Origin of the sequence: Streptomyces sp. WMMC500 (assembly GCF_027497195.1) — a bacterium.
In the GTDB taxonomy this organism is placed as follows: domain Bacteria; phylum Actinomycetota; class Actinomycetes; order Streptomycetales; family Streptomycetaceae; genus Streptomyces.
On the sequence record NZ_CP114905.1, the window covers coordinates 8348213 to 8366489 of the forward strand.

General features: G+C 72.6%; 13 protein-coding genes. 12 read left to right on the forward strand and 1 reads right to left on the reverse strand.

The window, feature by feature from the left end:
* Positions 1-299: 299 nt before the first annotated feature.
* From O7599_RS35955 to O7599_RS35980, 6 genes are all read left to right on the forward strand, one after another.
* Positions 300-1889 carry an AMP-binding protein gene (locus O7599_RS35955; protein ID WP_281619794.1) on the forward strand — a complete coding sequence of 530 codons (1590 nt, stop codon included), beginning with the start codon at positions 300-302 and terminating at the stop codon, positions 1887-1889.
* Positions 1886-3139, forward strand: coding sequence for an acyl-CoA dehydrogenase family protein (locus tag O7599_RS35960; RefSeq protein ID WP_281619795.1), 1254 nt, complete (start codon positions 1886-1888; stop codon positions 3137-3139). Before O7599_RS35955 ends, O7599_RS35960 begins: the two co-directional genes overlap by 4 nt.
* Before the next feature lie 22 nt (positions 3140-3161).
* Entirely contained in the window at positions 3162-3905 is a 744-nt protein-coding gene (locus O7599_RS35965; RefSeq protein WP_281619796.1) for an enoyl-CoA hydratase/isomerase family protein, read from the forward strand.
* A gap of 33 nt (positions 3906-3938) precedes the next feature.
* Entirely contained in the window at positions 3939-4874 is a 936-nt protein-coding gene (locus tag O7599_RS35970; RefSeq protein WP_281619797.1) for a VOC family protein, read from the forward strand.
* Positions 4874-5962, forward strand: a complete 1089-nt coding sequence (locus tag O7599_RS35975; protein ID WP_281619798.1) for an acyl-CoA dehydrogenase family protein — start codon at positions 4874-4876, stop codon at positions 5960-5962. Before O7599_RS35970 ends, O7599_RS35975 begins: the two co-directional genes overlap by 1 nt.
* A gap of 160 nt (positions 5963-6122) precedes the next feature.
* Positions 6123-7427, forward strand: a complete 1305-nt coding sequence (locus tag O7599_RS35980) for a S1 family peptidase (protein ID WP_281619799.1) — start codon at positions 6123-6125, stop codon at positions 7425-7427.
* A 99-nt stretch (positions 7428-7526) separates the two neighbouring features.
* Here O7599_RS35980 and O7599_RS35985 read toward each other — a convergent pair whose 3' ends face one another.
* Positions 7527-9197, reverse strand: coding sequence for a serine/threonine-protein kinase (locus tag O7599_RS35985; protein ID WP_281619800.1), 1671 nt, complete (start codon positions 9195-9197; stop codon positions 7527-7529).
* Positions 9198-9474: 277 nt separating this feature from the next.
* Here O7599_RS35985 and O7599_RS35990 point away from each other — a divergent pair, with 277 nt between their 5' ends.
* The 6 genes from O7599_RS35990 to O7599_RS36015 all read left to right on the forward strand — a co-directional run bounded on the left by O7599_RS35990 (position 9475) and on the right by O7599_RS36015 (position 18144).
* Entirely contained in the window at positions 9475-10518 is a 1044-nt protein-coding gene (locus O7599_RS35990) for a LacI family DNA-binding transcriptional regulator (protein WP_281619801.1), read from the forward strand.
* Between the two features lie 348 nt (positions 10519-10866).
* Positions 10867-12105, forward strand: a complete 1239-nt coding sequence (locus tag O7599_RS35995; protein WP_281619802.1) for a sugar ABC transporter substrate-binding protein — start codon at positions 10867-10869, stop codon at positions 12103-12105.
* A gap of 3 nt (positions 12106-12108) precedes the next feature.
* Complete coding sequence (locus O7599_RS36000; protein WP_281619803.1) at positions 12109-13107, forward strand: sugar ABC transporter permease; 999 nt, start codon at positions 12109-12111, stop codon at positions 13105-13107.
* Complete coding sequence (locus tag O7599_RS36005; protein ID WP_281619804.1) at positions 13104-13976, forward strand: carbohydrate ABC transporter permease; 873 nt, start codon at positions 13104-13106, stop codon at positions 13974-13976. Before O7599_RS36000 ends, O7599_RS36005 begins: the two co-directional genes overlap by 4 nt.
* A 146-nt stretch (positions 13977-14122) precedes the next feature.
* Positions 14123-15592 carry a glucoamylase family protein gene (locus O7599_RS36010; protein WP_281619805.1) on the forward strand — a complete coding sequence of 490 codons (1470 nt, stop codon included), beginning with the start codon at positions 14123-14125 and terminating at the stop codon, positions 15590-15592.
* Positions 15589-18144, forward strand: coding sequence for a beta-galactosidase (locus tag O7599_RS36015; protein ID WP_281619806.1), 2556 nt, complete (start codon positions 15589-15591; stop codon positions 18142-18144). The genes O7599_RS36010 and O7599_RS36015 overlap by 4 nt, the downstream gene beginning before the upstream one ends.
* Positions 18145-18277: the final 133 nt, after the last annotated feature.

The following is an 18277-nucleotide window of genomic DNA, read 5'->3' on the forward strand; positions in this document are numbered from 1 at the left end:
CCGCCTCCGGCCGACCGGCGGCGACCACCCCGCCGACGCCGCGTACGTCACGGCTTCGCGTGAGCCGCCGGCCCGGAGGATCCGTTCCGGCGCCCGGACCCGGCGTGGCCGCCCCCGCCGTAACGCCGCACGAGAGCACGCGAGTTGGGCGCCGACCGGTCCGGACGCCACCGGGCGGGCGCTCAGCACCCTTGCGAGGGGCATTCTTTCGTGGTCCGATAATTGACGACCTTGGTGGTCAAAAGCAGTTCGACTGTCGCAACCGAATCAGCGCCGCCCCCAGCGAAGCAGAGGTTCGAATGCGGAACGAAACGCTGCAGAGCCTCGTCCTCGGCGACGTACTCCGAGAGCGGGCCGCAACCCATCGAACAGAGACCTTCCTCAAATTCCGCGAGGGCGAGGTCACCTACGGCGAGGTCGACTCGATGGCCGACCGCGTGGCCCAGGGGCTGGCCACCGCGGGCATCGACCGCGGCGACCACGTCGGGGTGATGCTCCCCAACTGCGCCGACTTTATCCACATCATCTTCGCGCTGGCGCGCCTGGGCGCCGTCGCCGTGCCGATCAACATCGGCTACCGCGGCGAGCTGCTCCGGCACGTCCTGCACACCTCCGACGCCTCGGCGCTGATCATCGACGCGCCGTATGCCGAAAGGCTGCCGGCGGTGGTCGCCCACCTGCCGGATCTGGCCCGCCTCGTCGTCCGTACCGAGGGCGCCTCCGACGTCCCGCTCCACCGCCTCGGCAAGCCCGCCGTGACGCTGTCCAGTCTCCTGTCCAACGGCGCGGAGGCCCCGCGCGTGGCCGTCGGCTTCGGCGATCTCCAGGCGATCATGTACACCTCGGGCACCACGGGCCCCTCCAAGGGCGCGATGGTCCCGCACGCCCTGGCGTTGACGTGCGCGCTGGACTCGCTCGACTTCCTGGACCGGTGGGGCAAGACCACCTACTGCCCGCTGCCGCTGTTCCACGCCGCCGGGCTCTGGGACGGCGTGATGTCGGCGCTCCTCGCCGGCGGGGCCATCGCCATCGTCGAGCGCTTCAGCGCCTCGCGGTTCTGGGACGACGTGCGCAGGTTCGACGCCCAGGTCGCGATGAGCGTCTTCTCGATGATCCCCATCCTCCTCAACCAGCCGCGCACCGAGAGCGACAAGGACCACCCGCTGCAGACCTTCTACATGGGCAAGTCGAGCCTCGACGAGCCGCTCCTGGAACGTTTCGGCGTCCGCTCCGTGGAGACCTACACCAGCACGGAGGTCGGGATCGCCACCGCCAGCCCGTACGGCGAGTGGCGGCTCGGGTCGTGCGGGCAGGCCCACGAGGAGCGGTTCGAGGTGGCGGTGGTCGACGAGTGGGACCGCGAGGTCGGGGCGGACGAGCCGGGCGAGCTGGTCGTCCGGCCCCGGCAGCCGTTCGTGATCACGACGGGGTACTACGGCGCCCCCGGGGCCACGGCCGACTGCTTCCGCAACATGTGGTTCCACACCGGCGACCGCGTGTGGCGCGACGCTGACGGCTACTTCTACTTCCTCGACCGGATGAAGGACGCCATCCGGCGCCGCGGCGAGAACATCTCGGCCTTCGACCTGGAGTGCGAGGTCAACCTGCACCCGGCGATCCTGGAGTCGGCCGCCATCGGCGTGCCCTCCGACCTGGGCGACGAGGACGTCAAGCTCGCCGTCGTGCTGCGGCCGGGAGCGGAGCTGGAGCCCGCCGAGCTGGTCGCGTTCTGCGCGGAGCGGCTGCCCCGTGCGATGGTCCCGCGGTACGTCGAGTTCATCGACGCCCTGCCGCGCACGCCGACCGACAAGGTCGCCAAGTACCGGCTGCGGGCCGAGGGCGACCACGGCCTCACGCCCGCCACCTGGGACCGGGAGGATCCGTCGTGAACTGGGCGGACACCGAGGAGCAGGCGGCCTTCCGGGAAGAGGTGCGCGCCTTCGTGCGCGACCGCTTCCCACCGTCCTACGCCCCCGACCCCGAGGCCGAGCAGAGCCTCGAACCCGAGGACGTCTGGGGCTACAACTGGCCGGTCGACCGCCTCTCGGACGACCCGGCGCGCCGCGACGGGGCCCGCGCGTGGGCGGCGGCCCTCGCCGAGCGCGGCTGGATAGCGCCGCACTGGCCTGCCGAGTACGGCGGGGCGGGGCTGTCGGCCCTGGAGGAGTTCATTCTCCAGGAGGAGATGATGCGGGCCCGCGTTCCCACCGTGAACGGGATCGGCGCCTTCCTCCTCGGCCCGACGCTGCTGGAGCACGGCACCCCCGAGCAGCGCGCCCGGCACCTGCCGCCGATCGCCCGGGGCGAGGTCACCTGGGCGCAGGGCTTCTCGGAACCGGGCTCCGGGTCGGACCTCGCCTCGCTGCGCACCCGCGCGGTCCGCGAAGGCGACCAGGCGACCGGCACGTACACGGTCAACGGACAGAAGGTGTGGACCTCGCTCGGGCAGTACGCCGAGTGGCTGTTCGTGCTCGTCCGCACCGATCCGCAGGCGGCGCCGCCGCACCGCGGCATCACCTTCCTGCTCGTGGACGCGACCTCTCCCGGCGTGACCATCCGCCCGATCACCGACATCCGGGGGGCGGCCCCGTTCTGCGAGATCTTCTTCGAGGACGTACGGGTGCCGGCGGCCAACCGGGTCGGTGAGGAGAACCGCGGCTGGTACGTCGCGATGACGGCGCTCAGCTTCGAGCGGGCCGGCATCGGCGCCACGATCAAGTACGAGCAGGCGCTCTCCGAACTCGTCCGCTACCTCCGCTCGGAGGAGGGGCGCGGCTTCCTCCGGGACGACACCAGGGCCGCGCTCCGCCAGGAGATCGCCCGCCGGCACACCGAGATCCGGGTGCTGTACAACCTCGCCCGGTACACGGTGTCCAGGCGGGCCGCCGGCGGGGTGCCCGGCTACGAGGCGTCGGTCAACCAGCTCTTCGGCGCCGAGCTGCACCAGCGCCTGGCCCGTACGGGCGCCTCGGCCTTCGGCCGGTCCGCCCAGCTCTGGCAGCGCCGCGACGCCCCGCTCGGCGCGGTCTTCACCCACATGTCGCGCGACTCCGTGGCCACCACCTTCCTCGGCGGTGCGGCGGAGATCCAGCGTGATGTCATCGCCACCCGGGGCCTGAAACTGCCTCGCAGCCGCTAACGACCGAGGAGGAATCCTCTCCATGTACGAGACCCTCGACCTGAAGATCGAGGAGCGGGTGGCCTGGCTCACCCTGAACCGGCCCGAGAAGCTCAACGCGCTCACCCCGACGACGATGCGCGAACTCCGCCGGTTCTTCACCGAGGTGGACGACGACGAGGACGTCTGCGTGGTGGTGCTGCGGGGGGCCGGGGAGCGCGCCTTCTGTGCGGGGATGGACCTCGGCTGGTCGGAGCAGCTCACCAGGCAGGAGCGGGTGGAGCAGGGCCGACTCGGCGAGAAGACGTTCGCGATGATGGAGCGCCTGTCCGTCCCGGTCGTCGCGGCCGTGCACGGCTACGCCGTCGGCGGCGGGCTGGAGCTGGCGCTGGCCGCCGACTTCATCGTCGCCTCGGACAACGCGAAGATGGGCCTCGTCGAGATCACGCTGTCCGCCCGCCCGCCCTACCGGCCGAAGATGACCGAGGACGGCGACCCCGACCAGCCGGAGTTCGGCGGGTCCGCGCCCGGCTGGGGCGGCGTCAAGCGGCTCCCGCGCCGGGTCGGCAAGGCCATGGCCAAGGAACTGCTCTTCACCGGCGTCCGGCTCGACGCCGCGCGGGCACAGCGGATCGGCCTGGTCAACGACGTGTACCCGGCCGACGAATTCGACAAGCGGGTCGGCGAACTGGCCGAGCGGATCGCGGCGATGAACCGGTACAACCTGCGCCTGGTGAAGGAACTGGTCACCCACGAGTACGACTGGATCGAGCCGCACCCGAGCTGAGCCGGGCTGAACGGAAGCGAACGAGGAGGATCTGTGCGGATTTACCGGATCGACCACATCGGCCAGGTCGCGCCGGAACTGGAGCCGCAGGTGGCGCTCCTGGAGGGCTTGTTCGGGTTCCGGCGCACACGGAGCTGGGACAACCCCGCCGAGGGCTGCCGCGGCGTACGGCTGGCGCTGCCCGGGAACCCGGGGCACACCTGGGAGGTGCTGGCGCCGGCGGGGGAGGGATCCGCGATCCAGGAGTTCCTCGACGGCCAGGGCGGCCGCCCGGGGCTGCACCACGTCGCCGCCGAAGTCCCCGACATCGGCGCCGTACGCGCCGAGCTGGAGTCCCTCGGCGTCAAGCCGACGGCCGGCGGGGCCGGTGGCTGGCTGGAGGCGTCGCTGTCGCCGCCGGAGCGCGGGCCGGGCGTGCTGTTCCGGCTGCGCGGGCCGGGCGACCTCACCCTGTGCGGCGACGGGCCGGCCGCGCCGGCGACCGCCGAGCCCCCGGACGCGCCCGCTCTCGGCATCGTCGCCCTCGACCACGTGTGCCAGGCGTTCCCCGACCGGGACGAGCTGGCCCGCTGGTACGCGCGGCTCGCCGGCTTCGTCCAGGTCTGGCGGACGCCCGAGGACGAGCACCCGGACATGGCGGACCTCGTGCTGAACATCCCCGGATCGACGATCTGCTGGGAGGTCATCATGCCGCGCGGCGAGGACTCGTTCATCGAGCGGTTCTGGGACAGGAACGGCGCCGCCGCCCATCACGTGACGTTCGAGGTAGCCGACTGGGACCGGGCGCTGGCGGCCTGTGCGCACCACGAGGTGCCGACGTTCGGCGAGAACGAGGGCAGCACCGACGGCGCCGCCTGGCGTGACACGTTCATCCACCCGAAGCACACCGGAGGCGTGCTCGTGCAGCTCTTCTGGGAAGAGCGGCCCGGCGTGTGGGTGCGGTCCGACAAGATCCCGCCGGTGACCTGATGGATCTGACGCTCACCGAGGACCAGGAGCTGATCAGGACCACCGCCCGCGATCTCCTGGAGTCGCGGAGTGCGGGCGCCGGCGCCCGGGCGATGGCGGACGAGCCCGCCGGCTACTCCGCCGCGCTGTGGAAGGAGATGGTCGAACTCGGCTGGACCGGGCTCGCGCTGCCGGAGGCCCACGGCGGGGTCGGCGCCGGGTTCCTGGAGTTGTGCCTGGTCGTGGAGGAGATGGGGCGCTCCCGGGTGCCGAGCCCGTTCCTGTCCACGGCGGTGTGCTGCGGGCTGCCCCTCGCCCGGTTCGGCACCGCGGCGCAGCAGGCGCGGTGGCTCGCGGCGATCGCCCGCGGACGTGTCATGAGCGCCGTGCCGGGCCGCTGGGACGGCACGGGCGGCGAGATCGAGGCGGCCGAGCGGGAGGACGGGTTCGTGCTGGACGGCACGGCGCTGTTCGTGCCGTACGCGCACGCCGCGGAGGACCTGCTCGTCGTCCCCCGCGAGGGGCCGGCGCTGCTGGTCGACACCGCGTCGCCCGGACTCGCGCGCGAACCGCTCGACGCGATCGGCGCCGAGCGGCCGCACCGGGTCCGCTTCGACGGGGTGGCCGTGCCCCGCGACCGCGCACTGACCGCCGGCCGGCCGGTCGCCGAGGCGATCGACGCGTACGGCGCCGCCGCCACCTGCGCCGCGATGGTCGGCGCGGCGCAGCGGGTCCTCGACATGACGGTCGCGTACGCCGCGGAGCGCGAACAGTTCGGCCGGCCCATCGGCGCCTTCCAGGCCGTCCAGCACCACTGCGCGAACATGGCCGTCGACGTGCTGAGTTCGCGCTTCATGGCGTACGAGGCGATCTGGCGGCTGTCGGCCGGCCTGGACGCCGCGGCGGAGGTGTCGATGGCCAAGGCCTGGGTGAGCGAGGCGTGCCGGCGGGTCTGCGACACGGGCCACCAGGTGCACGGCGCGATCGGCTTCACCTACGAGCACGACCTGCACCTCGTCTCCGGCCAGATGGCGGCGTGGGCGCTGGCCTTCGGCGACGCCGACCACCACTGGGATCGCGTCGCCGATCACCTGGAAGAGCACGCCTGACCGCGCGCCGCCCCCCTTCTCCCGCCCGTCCGTTCAGGTTTCTTCAAGGTTTCGCCCCAGGTGTGTGCGGCAGGCTGCGCGTCCTGCCGGATACGCGGCAGGACCAGCCGTGTTCTGCGTGCCGCGCAGACAGCAGCGGCGCAAGAAGCGAGGGGGCAGGATGGCCAGGGGACGAGGCAGGTGGCGGACCACGCTCGCGCTGTCGGCGGGCGTGGCGGCCGTCGGCGGGACGCTGTACCTGACGCCGGCGGGTGCGGCCGTCTGGAACGACGGCAGCGGGACGGCAGGGGCGGACACGGCCGCCGGCCCGGCCGCGGGACGGACGGGTGCCGTCCGGGCGTTCCAGGAGAGCTTCCCCGGGGTGGGCGACGAGGAGGCGTGGCGTCGCATCCAGGCCGAGGACGGGCGGGTCGACCTCATCACCGGGCTGGCGAAGGACGACGCCGAGACGTTCGGCGGCTCCTGGTACGACGGGGCGACCGACACCCAGCACCTGCAGGCGACCACCGCCGAGGCGGCCGACCGCTTCGCCGGGCTCGCCGCGGACCGCGGCATCAAGGCCGAGGTGCATCAGGTGGAGTACAGCTACGCGCGGCTGACGGCAGAGGCCGAGCAGGCGCGCGCCGGTGCGCACCCCGTCCTCGGTGACGCCGCCGAGGGCGACGCGGCCGTGGACGTGGAGGCGAACCGGGTGGTGGCCGGGCTGGCCTCCGCCGACCTGAAGTCCGCGCGCAACGACACCATGGCGGTGCCGGACACCTTCCGGGTCAAGCCGCGCAGCACCACCGATCCGTCCGGGCTTCCGATCGTCGACGACCTCTGCGATTCGCGGGCCCACTGCAGCAAGCCGCTGCGCGGCGGCATCGCGGTGACGTCCCCCAGCAACGGTTGCTCGCTGGGTTTCACGGCCTACGCGAACGACCACCCGAAGCGGAAGTTCGCGATCACCGCGGGTCACTGTGGCAAGAAGGACGAGCGGCTCAAGCACAGCAACTGGACGATCGGGGACCTCGACCGGGTGGTCTTCGACAACGACTCCGGGACCGACGTGGCCAGGGCCCGGGTCGAGAACACGCACTGGCTGAGCTCGGATCTGGGCTGGCACTACAACCCCGACGACCACGACGATCCGTTGCCGGTGACCGGCCGGCTGACGAGCGAGTCCGGCATCCAGAACGGGCAGACCGTGTGCCTGTCCGCCCGGTTCAACCCGGAGAACGGCAACGACTGCGGCACGATCGACGGCGTCGTCGGCAACGGCTACATCCGCGTCGTGGGCCACGACGCCTGTCCCGGCGACAGCGGCGGCGGGTGGTACCGGCCGAGCGGGAACGGGCGGGTCGCGTACGGCATACACAAGGGCGGCGCCGAGAGCTGCCACGGCGACCAGGGCGGCAACTACGACTACTTCACCAGCCTCCCGCGGACCGAGGACCGCCTGGACGTGACGGTCCACACCCGCTGACCGGCACGTGCCCCGCGCGCACCCGGGTGCCGGGCGGCGGGAACCCGCGCGTGCGCGGGCGCCCGGCCCGGCAGTCGGTGGCGTCACCGACCTCCCGGGTCAACCCGCCCGCTGGGCGTCGGGGCCGAGGCGGAGGCCGGCGCTCACGTGCTCGAACACCGGCTCGTGGCGCTCCCAGTCCGCGCTGGGCGTCGAGAGGTATATCGCGTACTCCTTCTCGCCCGGCCGTCCGAAACCCAGGTCGCGGGCGCGGAACTCGCGGGCCCTGCCCTGCCAGGTGAACTCCCATATCGCCGCCGGCATGCCCCGGAAGGTCGTGCCCTGCATCCGCAGTTGGCGGTAACCGGGCAGCTTGCCCTCCCGGATCGACTTGGCCTCGTCGTCCTTCCAGTGCTGCAGGGGGTCGGTGGTCGCGTAGTCGAGGGCGACGACGCGCAGCCCGGCCATCCCGGTCGGATCGATGTAGGCGACGCCCTCGCCCTCTTCCTCCAGTACCTTGCGGGTCCAGCCGTCCGGCACGGGGAAGGCGAGGCCGTACTGCTCTTCCCGCACCAGGTGGTAGCCCTCGGGCACCGGCGCGTGCTCGGGTTCGGGAGTGCCCTCGGTGCTCGCGGGCGGCTTGTCGCCGCGGGCCGATCCGGAAGGATCCCCGCCCTGGTCGTGCAGGGCGAGGTACGTGCCGCCGAGTGCCAGCGACGCCACGACGACCCCGACGGCCGCCCACACGCCGGTACGGCGCCCCCGTCCGCGCCCGCCGCCGTGGCCGTGGCCGGCGGCGGGAACGCCGGTTCCGGCCGCCGGGGGCGCCGTCTGCGCGACAGCCGGGTACGCGGGACCGAAGCCGCGCGTGTCCGGGACGCGGGGGGCGTCCACGACGCGGGTGACGTCCGTGACGTGGGCGGTGTCCGTGTCGGAGGCGGTGTCCCCCGGCGGGGCACCCGCCAGCCGTCGCAGGCGCCGCTCCACCTCCGGCGCCGGCGGCCGGTCCGCCGGGTCCTTGGCGAGCAGCTCCGCGATCAGCGAGGCCAGCGCAGGGTCCCCCGGGGGCTGGTCGAGAGGGTCGACGGCGATGGCGTAGGCGGTCTCGATCGGCGTCGCCCGGCGGAACGGGGGCCGTCCGTGCACGGCCTGGTAGAGGGTCGCGCCCAGGGCCCACAGGTCGGACGCGGGGGCCGGATCCGCGCCCCTGAGGCGCTCCGGCGCGCAGAAGTCGACGGAGCCGACCAGCTCCCCGGTGCGCGTGAGGGTGGAGGTGTCCGCGACGACCGCGATGCCGAAGTCCGTCAGGACCACGCGCCCGTCGGCTCCCAGCAGCACGTTGCCGGGCTTCACGTCGCGGTGGAAGACACCGGCGGCGTGCGCGGCCCGGAGCGCCGCGACCATGCCGATGCCGATCCGGACCGCCTCCGCGGCCGGCAGCGGGCCCTCCTTCTTCAGGACCTCGTCCAGCGCGGGTGCGGGGACGTGCTCCATGACGATGCAGGGCAGCCCCTCGTCGTCCACGACGTCGTGCACCACGACGACGTTGGGATGAGCGATACGGGCGGCGCTGCGCGCCTCACGCCGGGTGCGCTCGAAGAGGGTGGCGCGTTCGGCGTCCTCCAGATGCGGCGCCAGGTGCAGCTTCTTGAGCGCGACGTGCCGGCCGAGGACCTCGTCCTCCGCCCGCCATACCGTGCCCATGCCGCCGCGGCCGATCCGGTCCAGCAGGCGGTAACGCCCCGCGATCAACCGCCCGGGCCCGTCCGCCGCCCCCGTGCCGTCCCCCACCTCATGCCCCTCACCCCGAGCGCGCACAGGAGTGACTCCTGTGTCGTGACCTTGCCACGATAACTGCGGGGAACCGCCCCGGTGTTGCCCATGCCCCGAAGACGCGGCATCGTCACGTGATCCAGACAATGGCCACACGGGATCGCGGGCAGAGTGCCGCTCTCGCCGGCGGCCCGCGGGAACCGGGAGCCTGCCGTCGCCCACCGCGGCCCCGGGGCTGCGGTATCCTGAATGCGCTTCCATCTGATCAGTTCCGCAGGCCGAGGACGGACTCTTCATGGGTGGTCCCACCGTGTACGACGTCGCCGAGCGCGTCGGCGTGTCCATCGCGACGGTGTCACGCGTGTACCGGAGTCCCGACAGCGTGCGCGCGGCGACCCGCGAGAGAGTCCTGTCCGCCGCCCGCGAGCTCGGGTACGTGCCCAGCGCGAGCGCGCGCGGGCTGGCCAGCCGGGTCACCGGCGTGCTCGGGCTGTGCTTCCCCGACTTCGCCGAGCCTGCCGCCGACGACTCCGCCGCCCCCCAGGACGGGGAGCTGAGCCTGTACGGCGACGAGGTCATCCGGGGCATGGAGCGAGCCGCCCGGCGGCACGGCTACGCGTTGCTGATCTCGGCGTCCCACGCCGACCGGGCGGGGGAGTCGATGGCGGAGATCGCCGGCCGCGTCGACGGGCTGGCGCTGCTCGCCCAGCAGTGGCCCGCCGAGGAACTCGACGTCGTCTCGCGCCGGCTGCCCCTGGTGGTGCTGGCCGGGGACCGGCACTCCGGGCTGGACCGGGTCGAGGTGGCCAACTTCGACGGCCAGCTCGCGCTCACCCGCCACCTCCTCGCCGACCACGGGCTGGACCGCCTCGCCTTCCTCGGCGGGCCCGAGGACTCGCCGGACGCGCAGGCCCGGTTCCGGGGCTTCCAGGCGGCCCTCCTGGAGGAGGGGCTGGACCTGCCGCGGCAGCCGGACACGCGGGGCGACCTCACGCTCGCCGCCGGCCGCAAGGCGGTGACGGAGCTGCTGGACCGGGACGGTCCGCGACCGCAGGGCTTGGTGTGCGCGAACGACCAGATGGCCGTGGGCGCCCTGCAGGTGCTGGCCGAGCGGTCGATCGAGGTCCCCGGCGAGATGGTGGTCACCGGCTTCGACGGGATTCCGCTGAGTGCGGCGGTGAGCCCCGCGCTCACCACGGTCCGGCAGCCGATGGGCCGCCTGGGCGAGGAGGCGGTGGAGGTGCTGCTCGCCAGGCTGGCGGACCGCGGCCTGCCCGCCGTGTCCCGCACCCTGCCCACGGTCCTGGTGCGCCGCGCGAGCTGCGGCTGCCCCGCCTGAGCCCGGCACGGCAGCCCCTGCCGGACGCCCCGGGAGCAGGCCCCGCGCGGGGTGGTCCGGGGCGGGCCGGCGCCCGGACGGCCTGACCGGTCCGGCGGCGCTTGCCCGGGCGAGTACCGTGTGTCCGAAAAGTAGGTGCATATCAGCGCACCGCCGGACTGTCCCGGCGGGCCCGGCGCCCGGCCGGTCCCACGGCCAGGCCGCATGCACATACCGGCCCGCCGGCCGGGACGGATGACGCTGTCGTTGCCGAAGCGTTACCGATCGGCCCTTGCGGGCGGTCATGAGTTTCCTCCAGGGTCATGTATGCGCTTACAAGACGGTGCATGTACTCAAGGAGGAGCCCGCATGGCCCGCAGAGCCCGGATCGCCAGTGCCCTAGCCGTCGTCTCCGCCCTCGGCCTCACCGCGTGCGGCGGTGACGGCGGCGGCGAGGTGGGCGCCGACGCGGAGCAGACCCTCACCGTCTGGGCCATGGGGGAGGAGGGCGCCCGCCTCCAGCAGATCGCGGAGAAGTTCAACGAGGACCACCCCCAGATAGAGCTCAAGGTGACCCCCGTCGGCTGGGACGTGGCCCACCAGAAGCTGGTCTCCGCCGCGGCCGCGGGCAAGCTGCCCGACATGGCGCAGCTCGGCTCGACCTGGCTGGGCGAGTTCATCGACCTCGGCGTCCTCGAACCGGTCGACACCGGGGCGTTCTCCGCCGACGACTTCTTCCCCGCCGCCTGGGAGGGCAACGAGCGGGACGGCGAGGTCTACGGCGTCCCGTGGTACGTGGACACCCGGGCCCTGTACTACCGCACCGACCTGGCCGAGCAGGCCGGCGTCGACGAGGCGCCCGAGAACTGGGCCGACCAGCTCGCCCTCGCCGAGGCGTACAAGGAGCTGCCCGACACCAAGTGGGCCTTCTCCCTCCCGGCCGGCGGCGACGGCGCCTGGCAGAACTGGATCCCGTACTTCTTCTCGGCGGGCGGCTCGCTGCTGGACGACGACGGCAACCTCACCCTCGACTCGCCCGAGGCGGTCGAGTCCTTCACCGAGTACCGGAAGTACTTCGACAAGGGCCTGTCCAAGAGCACCGCCGCCGCTCCCGGCTACGACGTGATCAAGGACTTCGGGGCGGACCGGGTGCCGATGTTCGCCTCCGGACCGTGGATGGTCCAGAACATCACGGACCAGGCCCCGCGGCTCGAGGGGAAGTGGGACGTCGTGCCGCTGCCGGCCGGCGACAAGCCCGCCTCCCTCATCGGCGGCGCGTCCCTCGTCACCTTCGCCGACAGCGAGCACAAGGCGGCGGCGCAGGAGTTCACCGCGTTCCTCACGGCGCCGAAGACGCAGGCCGACTGGTACGAGATGGCCAAGTCGCTGCCGGCCAACCAGGCCGCCTGGGAAGAGCCGGCGCTCCGGAACGCCGACGTCGAGGTCTTCCAGAAGTCGCTGGACACGGCCGGTACGATCCCGCCGCTGGCGCAGTGGGAGGAGATCGCCCACGAGATCGACCTCACCCTCGAAGAGCTGGGCAAGGGCGGCGACCCCGCCGAACTCGCCCGGGAGCTGCAGGAGAAGACCGAGGGCATGGCGGGCTGAGGCATGGTCTCCTCCTCCGTCAGGCCCGAGGTCGCCGACCCGCCGGCGCACCGGCCGGCGGGCGCGGCCGGCGCCGGCTCCGGCGACCGGGTGCCTGCCCCGGCGCCCGTGCGGCGTGACCGGCTGTCCCGGCACAACCTCTCCGGCTGGCTGTTCTCCACCCCGTTCCTGGCCTTCTTCTTCACCTTCATGGCGTTCCCGATCGTGGCGACGCTCCTGATGAGCTTCACCGACTTCGGGCTGCGCAACGTCACCGACCCCCTCTCCGCCGACTTCACCGGCCTGGACAACTACAGCGAGCTCTTCGGCGACGAGAAGTTCCTGCGGGCGCTGTTCAACACCGGCTACTTCGTCGTCCTCGGCGTGCCGCTGACCATCGGCGGCGGGCTCGTGGCCGCGGTGCTGCTGAACTCCGGCATCGACCGGTTCCGCACCTTCTTCCGGGTCGGCTTCTACGCCCCCGTGGTCACCGCCATCGTCGCGGTCGCCGTCGTCTGGCGCTTCGTGCTCGACCCGACCGAGGGCCTGATCGCCGGTCTGGCGACCCAGGTGGGACTCACGGCCCCCGACTTCCTCGCCTCGGAGACCCTGGCGATGCCCTCGCTGATCGTGATGGCGGTCTGGCGGAACATGGGCACGGCGATGGTGCTCTTCCTCGCCGGGCTGCAGTCCGTCCCGACCGAGGTGCGCGAGGCGGCGAAGATCGACGGAGCCGGGACGTTCCAGGAGTTCCGCCGGATCACGCTGCCGCTGCTGCGGCCCACCATGCTCTACGTCGCCGTCATGACCAGCATCGGCTTCCTCAACGTCTTCGAGGAACCGTTCGTGATGACCGACGGCGGCCCCTCGGACAGCACCCTGACGGTCTCTCTGTACATGTACCGCGAGGGCTTCGACTTCTTCCACATGGGCTACGCCAGCGCCATGGCGTACACGCTGTTCGTGATCATCCTGGCCGTCACGCTGCTGCAACTGAGGCTGCTGAAGGACAAGACGAAATGAGCACCACGACCGCACCGCGCACCGGCTACGCGAAGCGCGACGCCCGGGCCCGCCGCCGCAGGGCCCTCACCTACGTCCTCCTCGGCCTCGGCCTGCTGGTCATGGCGGCCCCGTTCCTGTGGATGGCGCTGTCCGCCTTCAAGACCGAGGAGGAGCTGTCCGCCAGCCCGCCGCAGTGGATTCCCGAGGAGTGGACGCTCGACAACTTCCGCACGCTCCTCGACCTGCTGGACGCGCCCCTCTACTTCTTCAACTCGACCGTCGTCGCGGTCTGCGTGACCCTGTGCAACCTGGTGTTCTGCTCGATGCTCGGGTACGCCCTGGCCAAGCTGAACTTCGCCGGCAAGAAGCTGGTGTTCGCCATCGTGATGGCCGCGCTGATGGTGCCCGGCAACCTCATGCTCATGCCCAAGTTCGTGATGATGAGCAAGCTGGGCCTGATCGACACCTACGCGGCGCTCATCCTGCCGTTCGCCGCCGGCGCCTTCGGCGTCTTCCTGATGCGGCAGTTCATGTCGAGCATCCCCGACGAACTGCTGGAGGCCGCCCGGGTGGACGGCGCGCGCGAGTGGTACATCTTCTGGCGCATCGTGATCCCGCAGGTGAAGCCGGCCCTCGCCACGCTCTCGATCTTCGTGTTCCTCGGCTCCTGGAACAACTTCCTCTGGCCGCTGGTCGCGACGAACGACGCCGACAAGTACACCCTGCCCGTGGCCCTCGCCACCTTCGCCACCGACCCCACCAAGGCCGACGGCTCCAACGGCGTCCTCATGGCCGGCGCCTTCCTCGTCGTGCTGCCGGTCCTCGTCGTCTTCATCCTGCTGCAGAGGTACTTCACCCAGAGCATCGCCACGGCGGGACTGAAGTAGCCGCCGCCCACGACCCGTACGGGACCGCGGGCACCTGACGCCCCGCGGTCCCGTGCGGCCCGACCCCGGAGCACCACCGCCGCCCACCGCGTCACCACGCCCCTCCCTGCCCGCAACCACCCGCTGCCCAAGGAGCCGGATCACCGATGGACCGCCGTACCTTCCTCTCCGCAGCCACAGCCGCCACCGCAGCCACCACCGGCACCGCCGCGCTCGGCGCCACCGCCGCGCCCGCCGCCGCGCGGTCCCCGCGGGATCCGCAGGCCCTGCTCACCGGCTGGTTCCGGGACACCTACCGCTCGCTGGAGGCGATGGTCGCCGACAACGGGCTGCCCGCGGACAACATCGACCTCAGCGGCGCCGGGCCCGTCCTGACCGAGAACACCTCGGTGACCAACATCGGCTGCTGGATCTGGTCCACCGTGGCCGCCGCCGGCCTCGGCGTGATCGGCGAGCGCGAGATGCACGCCCGCCTGGCGCGCACCGTGGCCACCGTCGAGCGGATGGAGCGGCTGCACGGCTTCTGGTTCAACTGGTACGACACCTTCACCGGCGAGGTGCTCGACGAGTGGCCCGGCAGCGGCGACCCCGTCGACCACCTGCTGTCCACCGTCGACAACGGCTGGCTGGACGTGGCCCTGCGCATCGCCGAGGACGCCGACCCCCTGCTGCGCGAGCGCATCCGCAGGCTCCGCAAGGACATCGACTGGTCCTTCATGTACGTCCCCCACGACCCGGCCGACCCGGTCGCGCGCCCCGGCCAGATGTCCACCGGCTTCCGGGTCGCCGACGATGCGCTGACCGGCAACTTCTACGGCGCGCTGGTCTCCGAGACCCGGATCGCCGGCTTCCTGGGCCTGGCCGACGGCACCGTGCCGGGCGAGCACTACTGGCGGATGTTCCGCACCTTCACCCCCGACCAGCACCAGGAGATGCCGCCGGGAGGCGACTGGACCGTCCGCGACGGGGTGCGGTACTTCAACGGCCACTACACCTACCGCGGCCGTCGCCACGTACCGGGCTGGGGCGGCTCGATGTTCGGCGCGCTGATGCCGGAGCTGTTCGTCCCCTCCACCCGGTGGAACGCCTCCTGGCGCACCAACCTCACCCGCCATGCGATGGCCCACCGCGACCACGGCCTGCTCGACGCCGAGTACGGCTACTGGGGCTTCTCCCCGGCCAACGTGCCCGAGGGGGGCTACCAGGAGTACGGCGTGCAGTACCTCGGGATCTCGCCCGAGGGCTACTGCTCCAACACCGACCGCACCTACGTGCCGTACGGCGAGCCGAAGCCGGATCCCTCCGCCTACACCAACGGCGTCGTCACCCCGCACGCCGCGTTCCTCGCCCTGCTCGTCACGCCGCGGGAGGCGCTCACCAACCTGCTGGCCATCGCCCGCGACTTCGACGCGTACGAAGACGGCTACGGCTTCTACGACTCCGTCAACGTCGACACGGGCACCGTCAGCGACCGGATGCTCTCCCTGGACCAGGGCATGGTCGCCGCGGCCCTCGCCCAGGTGCTCAGGCCCGGCCTGCTCCAGCGGCCGTTCCGCACCGGCGGCTTCCGCCGCACGCTGGGGCCGCTGCTGGCCAAGGAGGACTTCGGCATATGAGCACCGACCAGACCGCCACGCCCAGCCGCCGGACCGTCCTCGGCGGCCTCGGCGCCGCGGCCGTGACCACGCAGGGCGTCCTCGGCGCCGCACCGGCCGCCGGCGCCGGGTCCGCCTCCGCGTCCCCGGCGCCCGGCGCGGAGCACGCCACCGGCTCCGTCACGTACCGCGACAAGCAGATCCACATCGACGGCGAGCCCGCCCTCGTCCTCGGCGGGGAGATCCACTACTTCCGGCTCCGGCGTGCCGACTGGCAGTCCCGGCTCGACCGGGCCCGCGCGGCCGGGCTCAACGCGATCGCGACGTACGTCCCCTGGATGTGGCACGAGACCCCCGACGGCGACATCGACGTCACCGGGCGCACCCGGCCCGAGCGCGACCTCGGGGCCTTCCTCGACCTGTGCACCGACAACGGCTTCGACGTCGTCGTGCGGCCCGGCCCCTTCACCATGGCCGAGCTGAAGGGCGAGGGCGTGCCGGAGCGGGTGCGCAGGGAACACCCGGAGATCAACCCCCGGGGATGGCACGGCGCCGACGGCCCCACGCCCGCCGTGGACTACCTCGCGCCCGCCTTCCTCGAGGAGGCCCGCCGCTGGTACGACGCCGTCATGCCGGTCATCGCCCGGCGGCTGCGCCGCGACGGCCGCCCGGGTGTCGTGGCCTGCCAGCTCGACAACGAGATCGGGATGCTCGACTGGGTGAGCAACACCCCCGCGCTCACCGCTCACGTGCTGCGGGACTTCCGGGGCTGGCTGGAGCGGACGTACGGGGACGGCCTGGCCGACCGCTACCCGTTCGCCGGCGACTCCGACGACGCGTTCGACAGGGGGGTCCGGGAACCGGCCGACGGCTACTCCGCCGCCCTCATGCACGACCTCGGCGCGTTCATGCGCGGTCGCTTCGCCCGCTACGTCGACGCGCTGCGGGAGGCCGCGGAGGACAACGGGGTGCGCGGCATCCCCTTCCTCATCAACATCCACGGCACCGGCGGCGGCCGGGGGACCAACTTCCCCATCGGCATCAGCCAGCTCATGGAGACGTACTCCGGCAGGCCGGGGCTGATCTCCGGCGCCGACTTCTACCTCGGCGACCTGACCTTCAGGAACGTCACCGACCTCTACCTGGTCAACTCCTTCATGGACGCGACGAACGACCGCGACCAGCCCGTCACCGCCCTGGAGTTCGACGCCGGCCACGCGGACTACGGCAACAACCTCGACAACCAGTCCGGTGCCGAGGCCGCCGACCTGAAGACCCGGCTCTGCCTGGCGCAGGGCGCCAAGATGATCAACTACTACCTGTTCGCCGGCGGGTTCAACCCCAAGCTCGACGAGCCGCTGAACGACGGGAACGACCGCATCGGGTCCACCGGCGAGCGCCACGGCTTCGCCGCCCCGGTCGACCCCGAGGGGCGGCCGGGCCCGAGCTATCCGTCCCTGGTCCGCACGGGCCGGGCGGTACGCGCCAACGCCGCCGTGCTCGCGCCGATGCGGGCGGAGTACGACGACCTGGCGCTCGGCTTCGTACCGGACCACTACCTGACCGAGTACCACCCCGACACGGACTCCGTGCGGGCCGTACTGGGCGACGTCGAGCCGGTGCGGGGCTTCGGCCCCGGGGGCGCACTGTCCCGCGGCATGCTGCTGGGCGGCTACCGGTACCGCAGCGTCGACCTGCAGGCCGGCGACCTCGATCCAGCCCGGACCCCCGTCCTCGGGCTGGCCACCGGCGAGTACCTGGCCACAGAAGTCCAGCTACGTCTGGTGCGCTACCTCCGGGCGGGCGGCCGGCTGCTGCTCTCCGGCCTGCTGCCGGGCAGGGACATGTCCGGCAGGCCGTCGACCGGGCTGCGGGACGCGCTCGGGCTGCGGCCCGGGAAGACACTCACGGACGCCGACCGGTTCTTCCTCTCCGTGACCGCGCACGGCTGGGCCGCCCCGCGGGCCGAGATCCGGGTGCCCCGGGCCCAGTTGTGCACGGCGGGTCCCGGGAGCCGCGCGGACGTCGTGCTGCGCGAGCTGTCCACGGGGACCGGCTGCGGGTTCGACATCCCGGTCGGCAAGGGACGGGCGGTCGTCCTCACCTGTACGTACCGCTGCGACCTCGACTTCTGGGCCGCGGCGCTGCGCAGGCTCGGTGCGCGGCCGGGGCTCACCCACGACGCGCGGCTGCCGGGCGTCTTCCTGCTCACGACGGCGGACGACGACGGCGGGCGGCTGCTGCACGCCTTCAACATCTCCTCCGGCTACGGGCAGGACGTCACCGTCGCGGAGCGCGGCAAGGCCCTCTTCGGCGGGGAGCGGCTGCACCTGCCGGGGCGCGGCGCGGTGATGCTGCCGCTGGGGCTGCGCGCGGGCGGCCTGCGGATCGCGTACGCCACCGCGGAGATCACCGGGACCGCGGACGGGCAGGTGTCCTTCCGGGCGCCCGGCGACGAGGCGGTCGTGGCCGTCGACGGACCCGCGCGCTGCGCGGGGGCGAAGGTCTCCGACGAGGGCGGCCGTACGGTGCTGCGGGTGCGGCGGCGGGAGTTCACCGTGCACCGGGGCTGACCGGCCCCGCGGGCCCGTGGCACCCGAGGTGCCCGGGCCCGCGGGGGCAGGCACGACTTCCGTATGTATGCGCTTTCCCCGGCGATGACCCCGCCGGTCGGGCGCGATCAAGGCAAGAGGACTTCGGATTCAC

Coding starts and splice junctions, on each gene's coding strand:
- O7599_RS35955 (WP_281619794.1), top strand. CDS start 300: ATGCGGAACGAAACGCTGCAGAGCCTCGTCCTCGGCGACGTACTCCGA.
- O7599_RS35965 (WP_281619796.1), top strand. CDS start 3,162: ATGTACGAGACCCTCGACCTGAAGATCGAGGAGCGGGTGGCCTGGCTC.
- O7599_RS35975 (WP_281619798.1), top strand. CDS start 4,874: ATGGATCTGACGCTCACCGAGGACCAGGAGCTGATCAGGACCACCGCC.
- O7599_RS35980 (WP_281619799.1), top strand. CDS start 6,123: ATGGCCAGGGGACGAGGCAGGTGGCGGACCACGCTCGCGCTGTCGGCG.
- O7599_RS35990 (WP_281619801.1), top strand. CDS start 9,475: ATGGGTGGTCCCACCGTGTACGACGTCGCCGAGCGCGTCGGCGTGTCC.
- O7599_RS35995 (WP_281619802.1), top strand. CDS start 10,867: ATGGCCCGCAGAGCCCGGATCGCCAGTGCCCTAGCCGTCGTCTCCGCC.
- O7599_RS36000 (WP_281619803.1), top strand. CDS start 12,109: ATGGTCTCCTCCTCCGTCAGGCCCGAGGTCGCCGACCCGCCGGCGCAC.
- O7599_RS36005 (WP_281619804.1), top strand. CDS start 13,104: ATGAGCACCACGACCGCACCGCGCACCGGCTACGCGAAGCGCGACGCC.
- O7599_RS36010 (WP_281619805.1), top strand. CDS start 14,123: ATGGACCGCCGTACCTTCCTCTCCGCAGCCACAGCCGCCACCGCAGCC.
- O7599_RS36015 (WP_281619806.1), top strand. CDS start 15,589: ATGAGCACCGACCAGACCGCCACGCCCAGCCGCCGGACCGTCCTCGGC.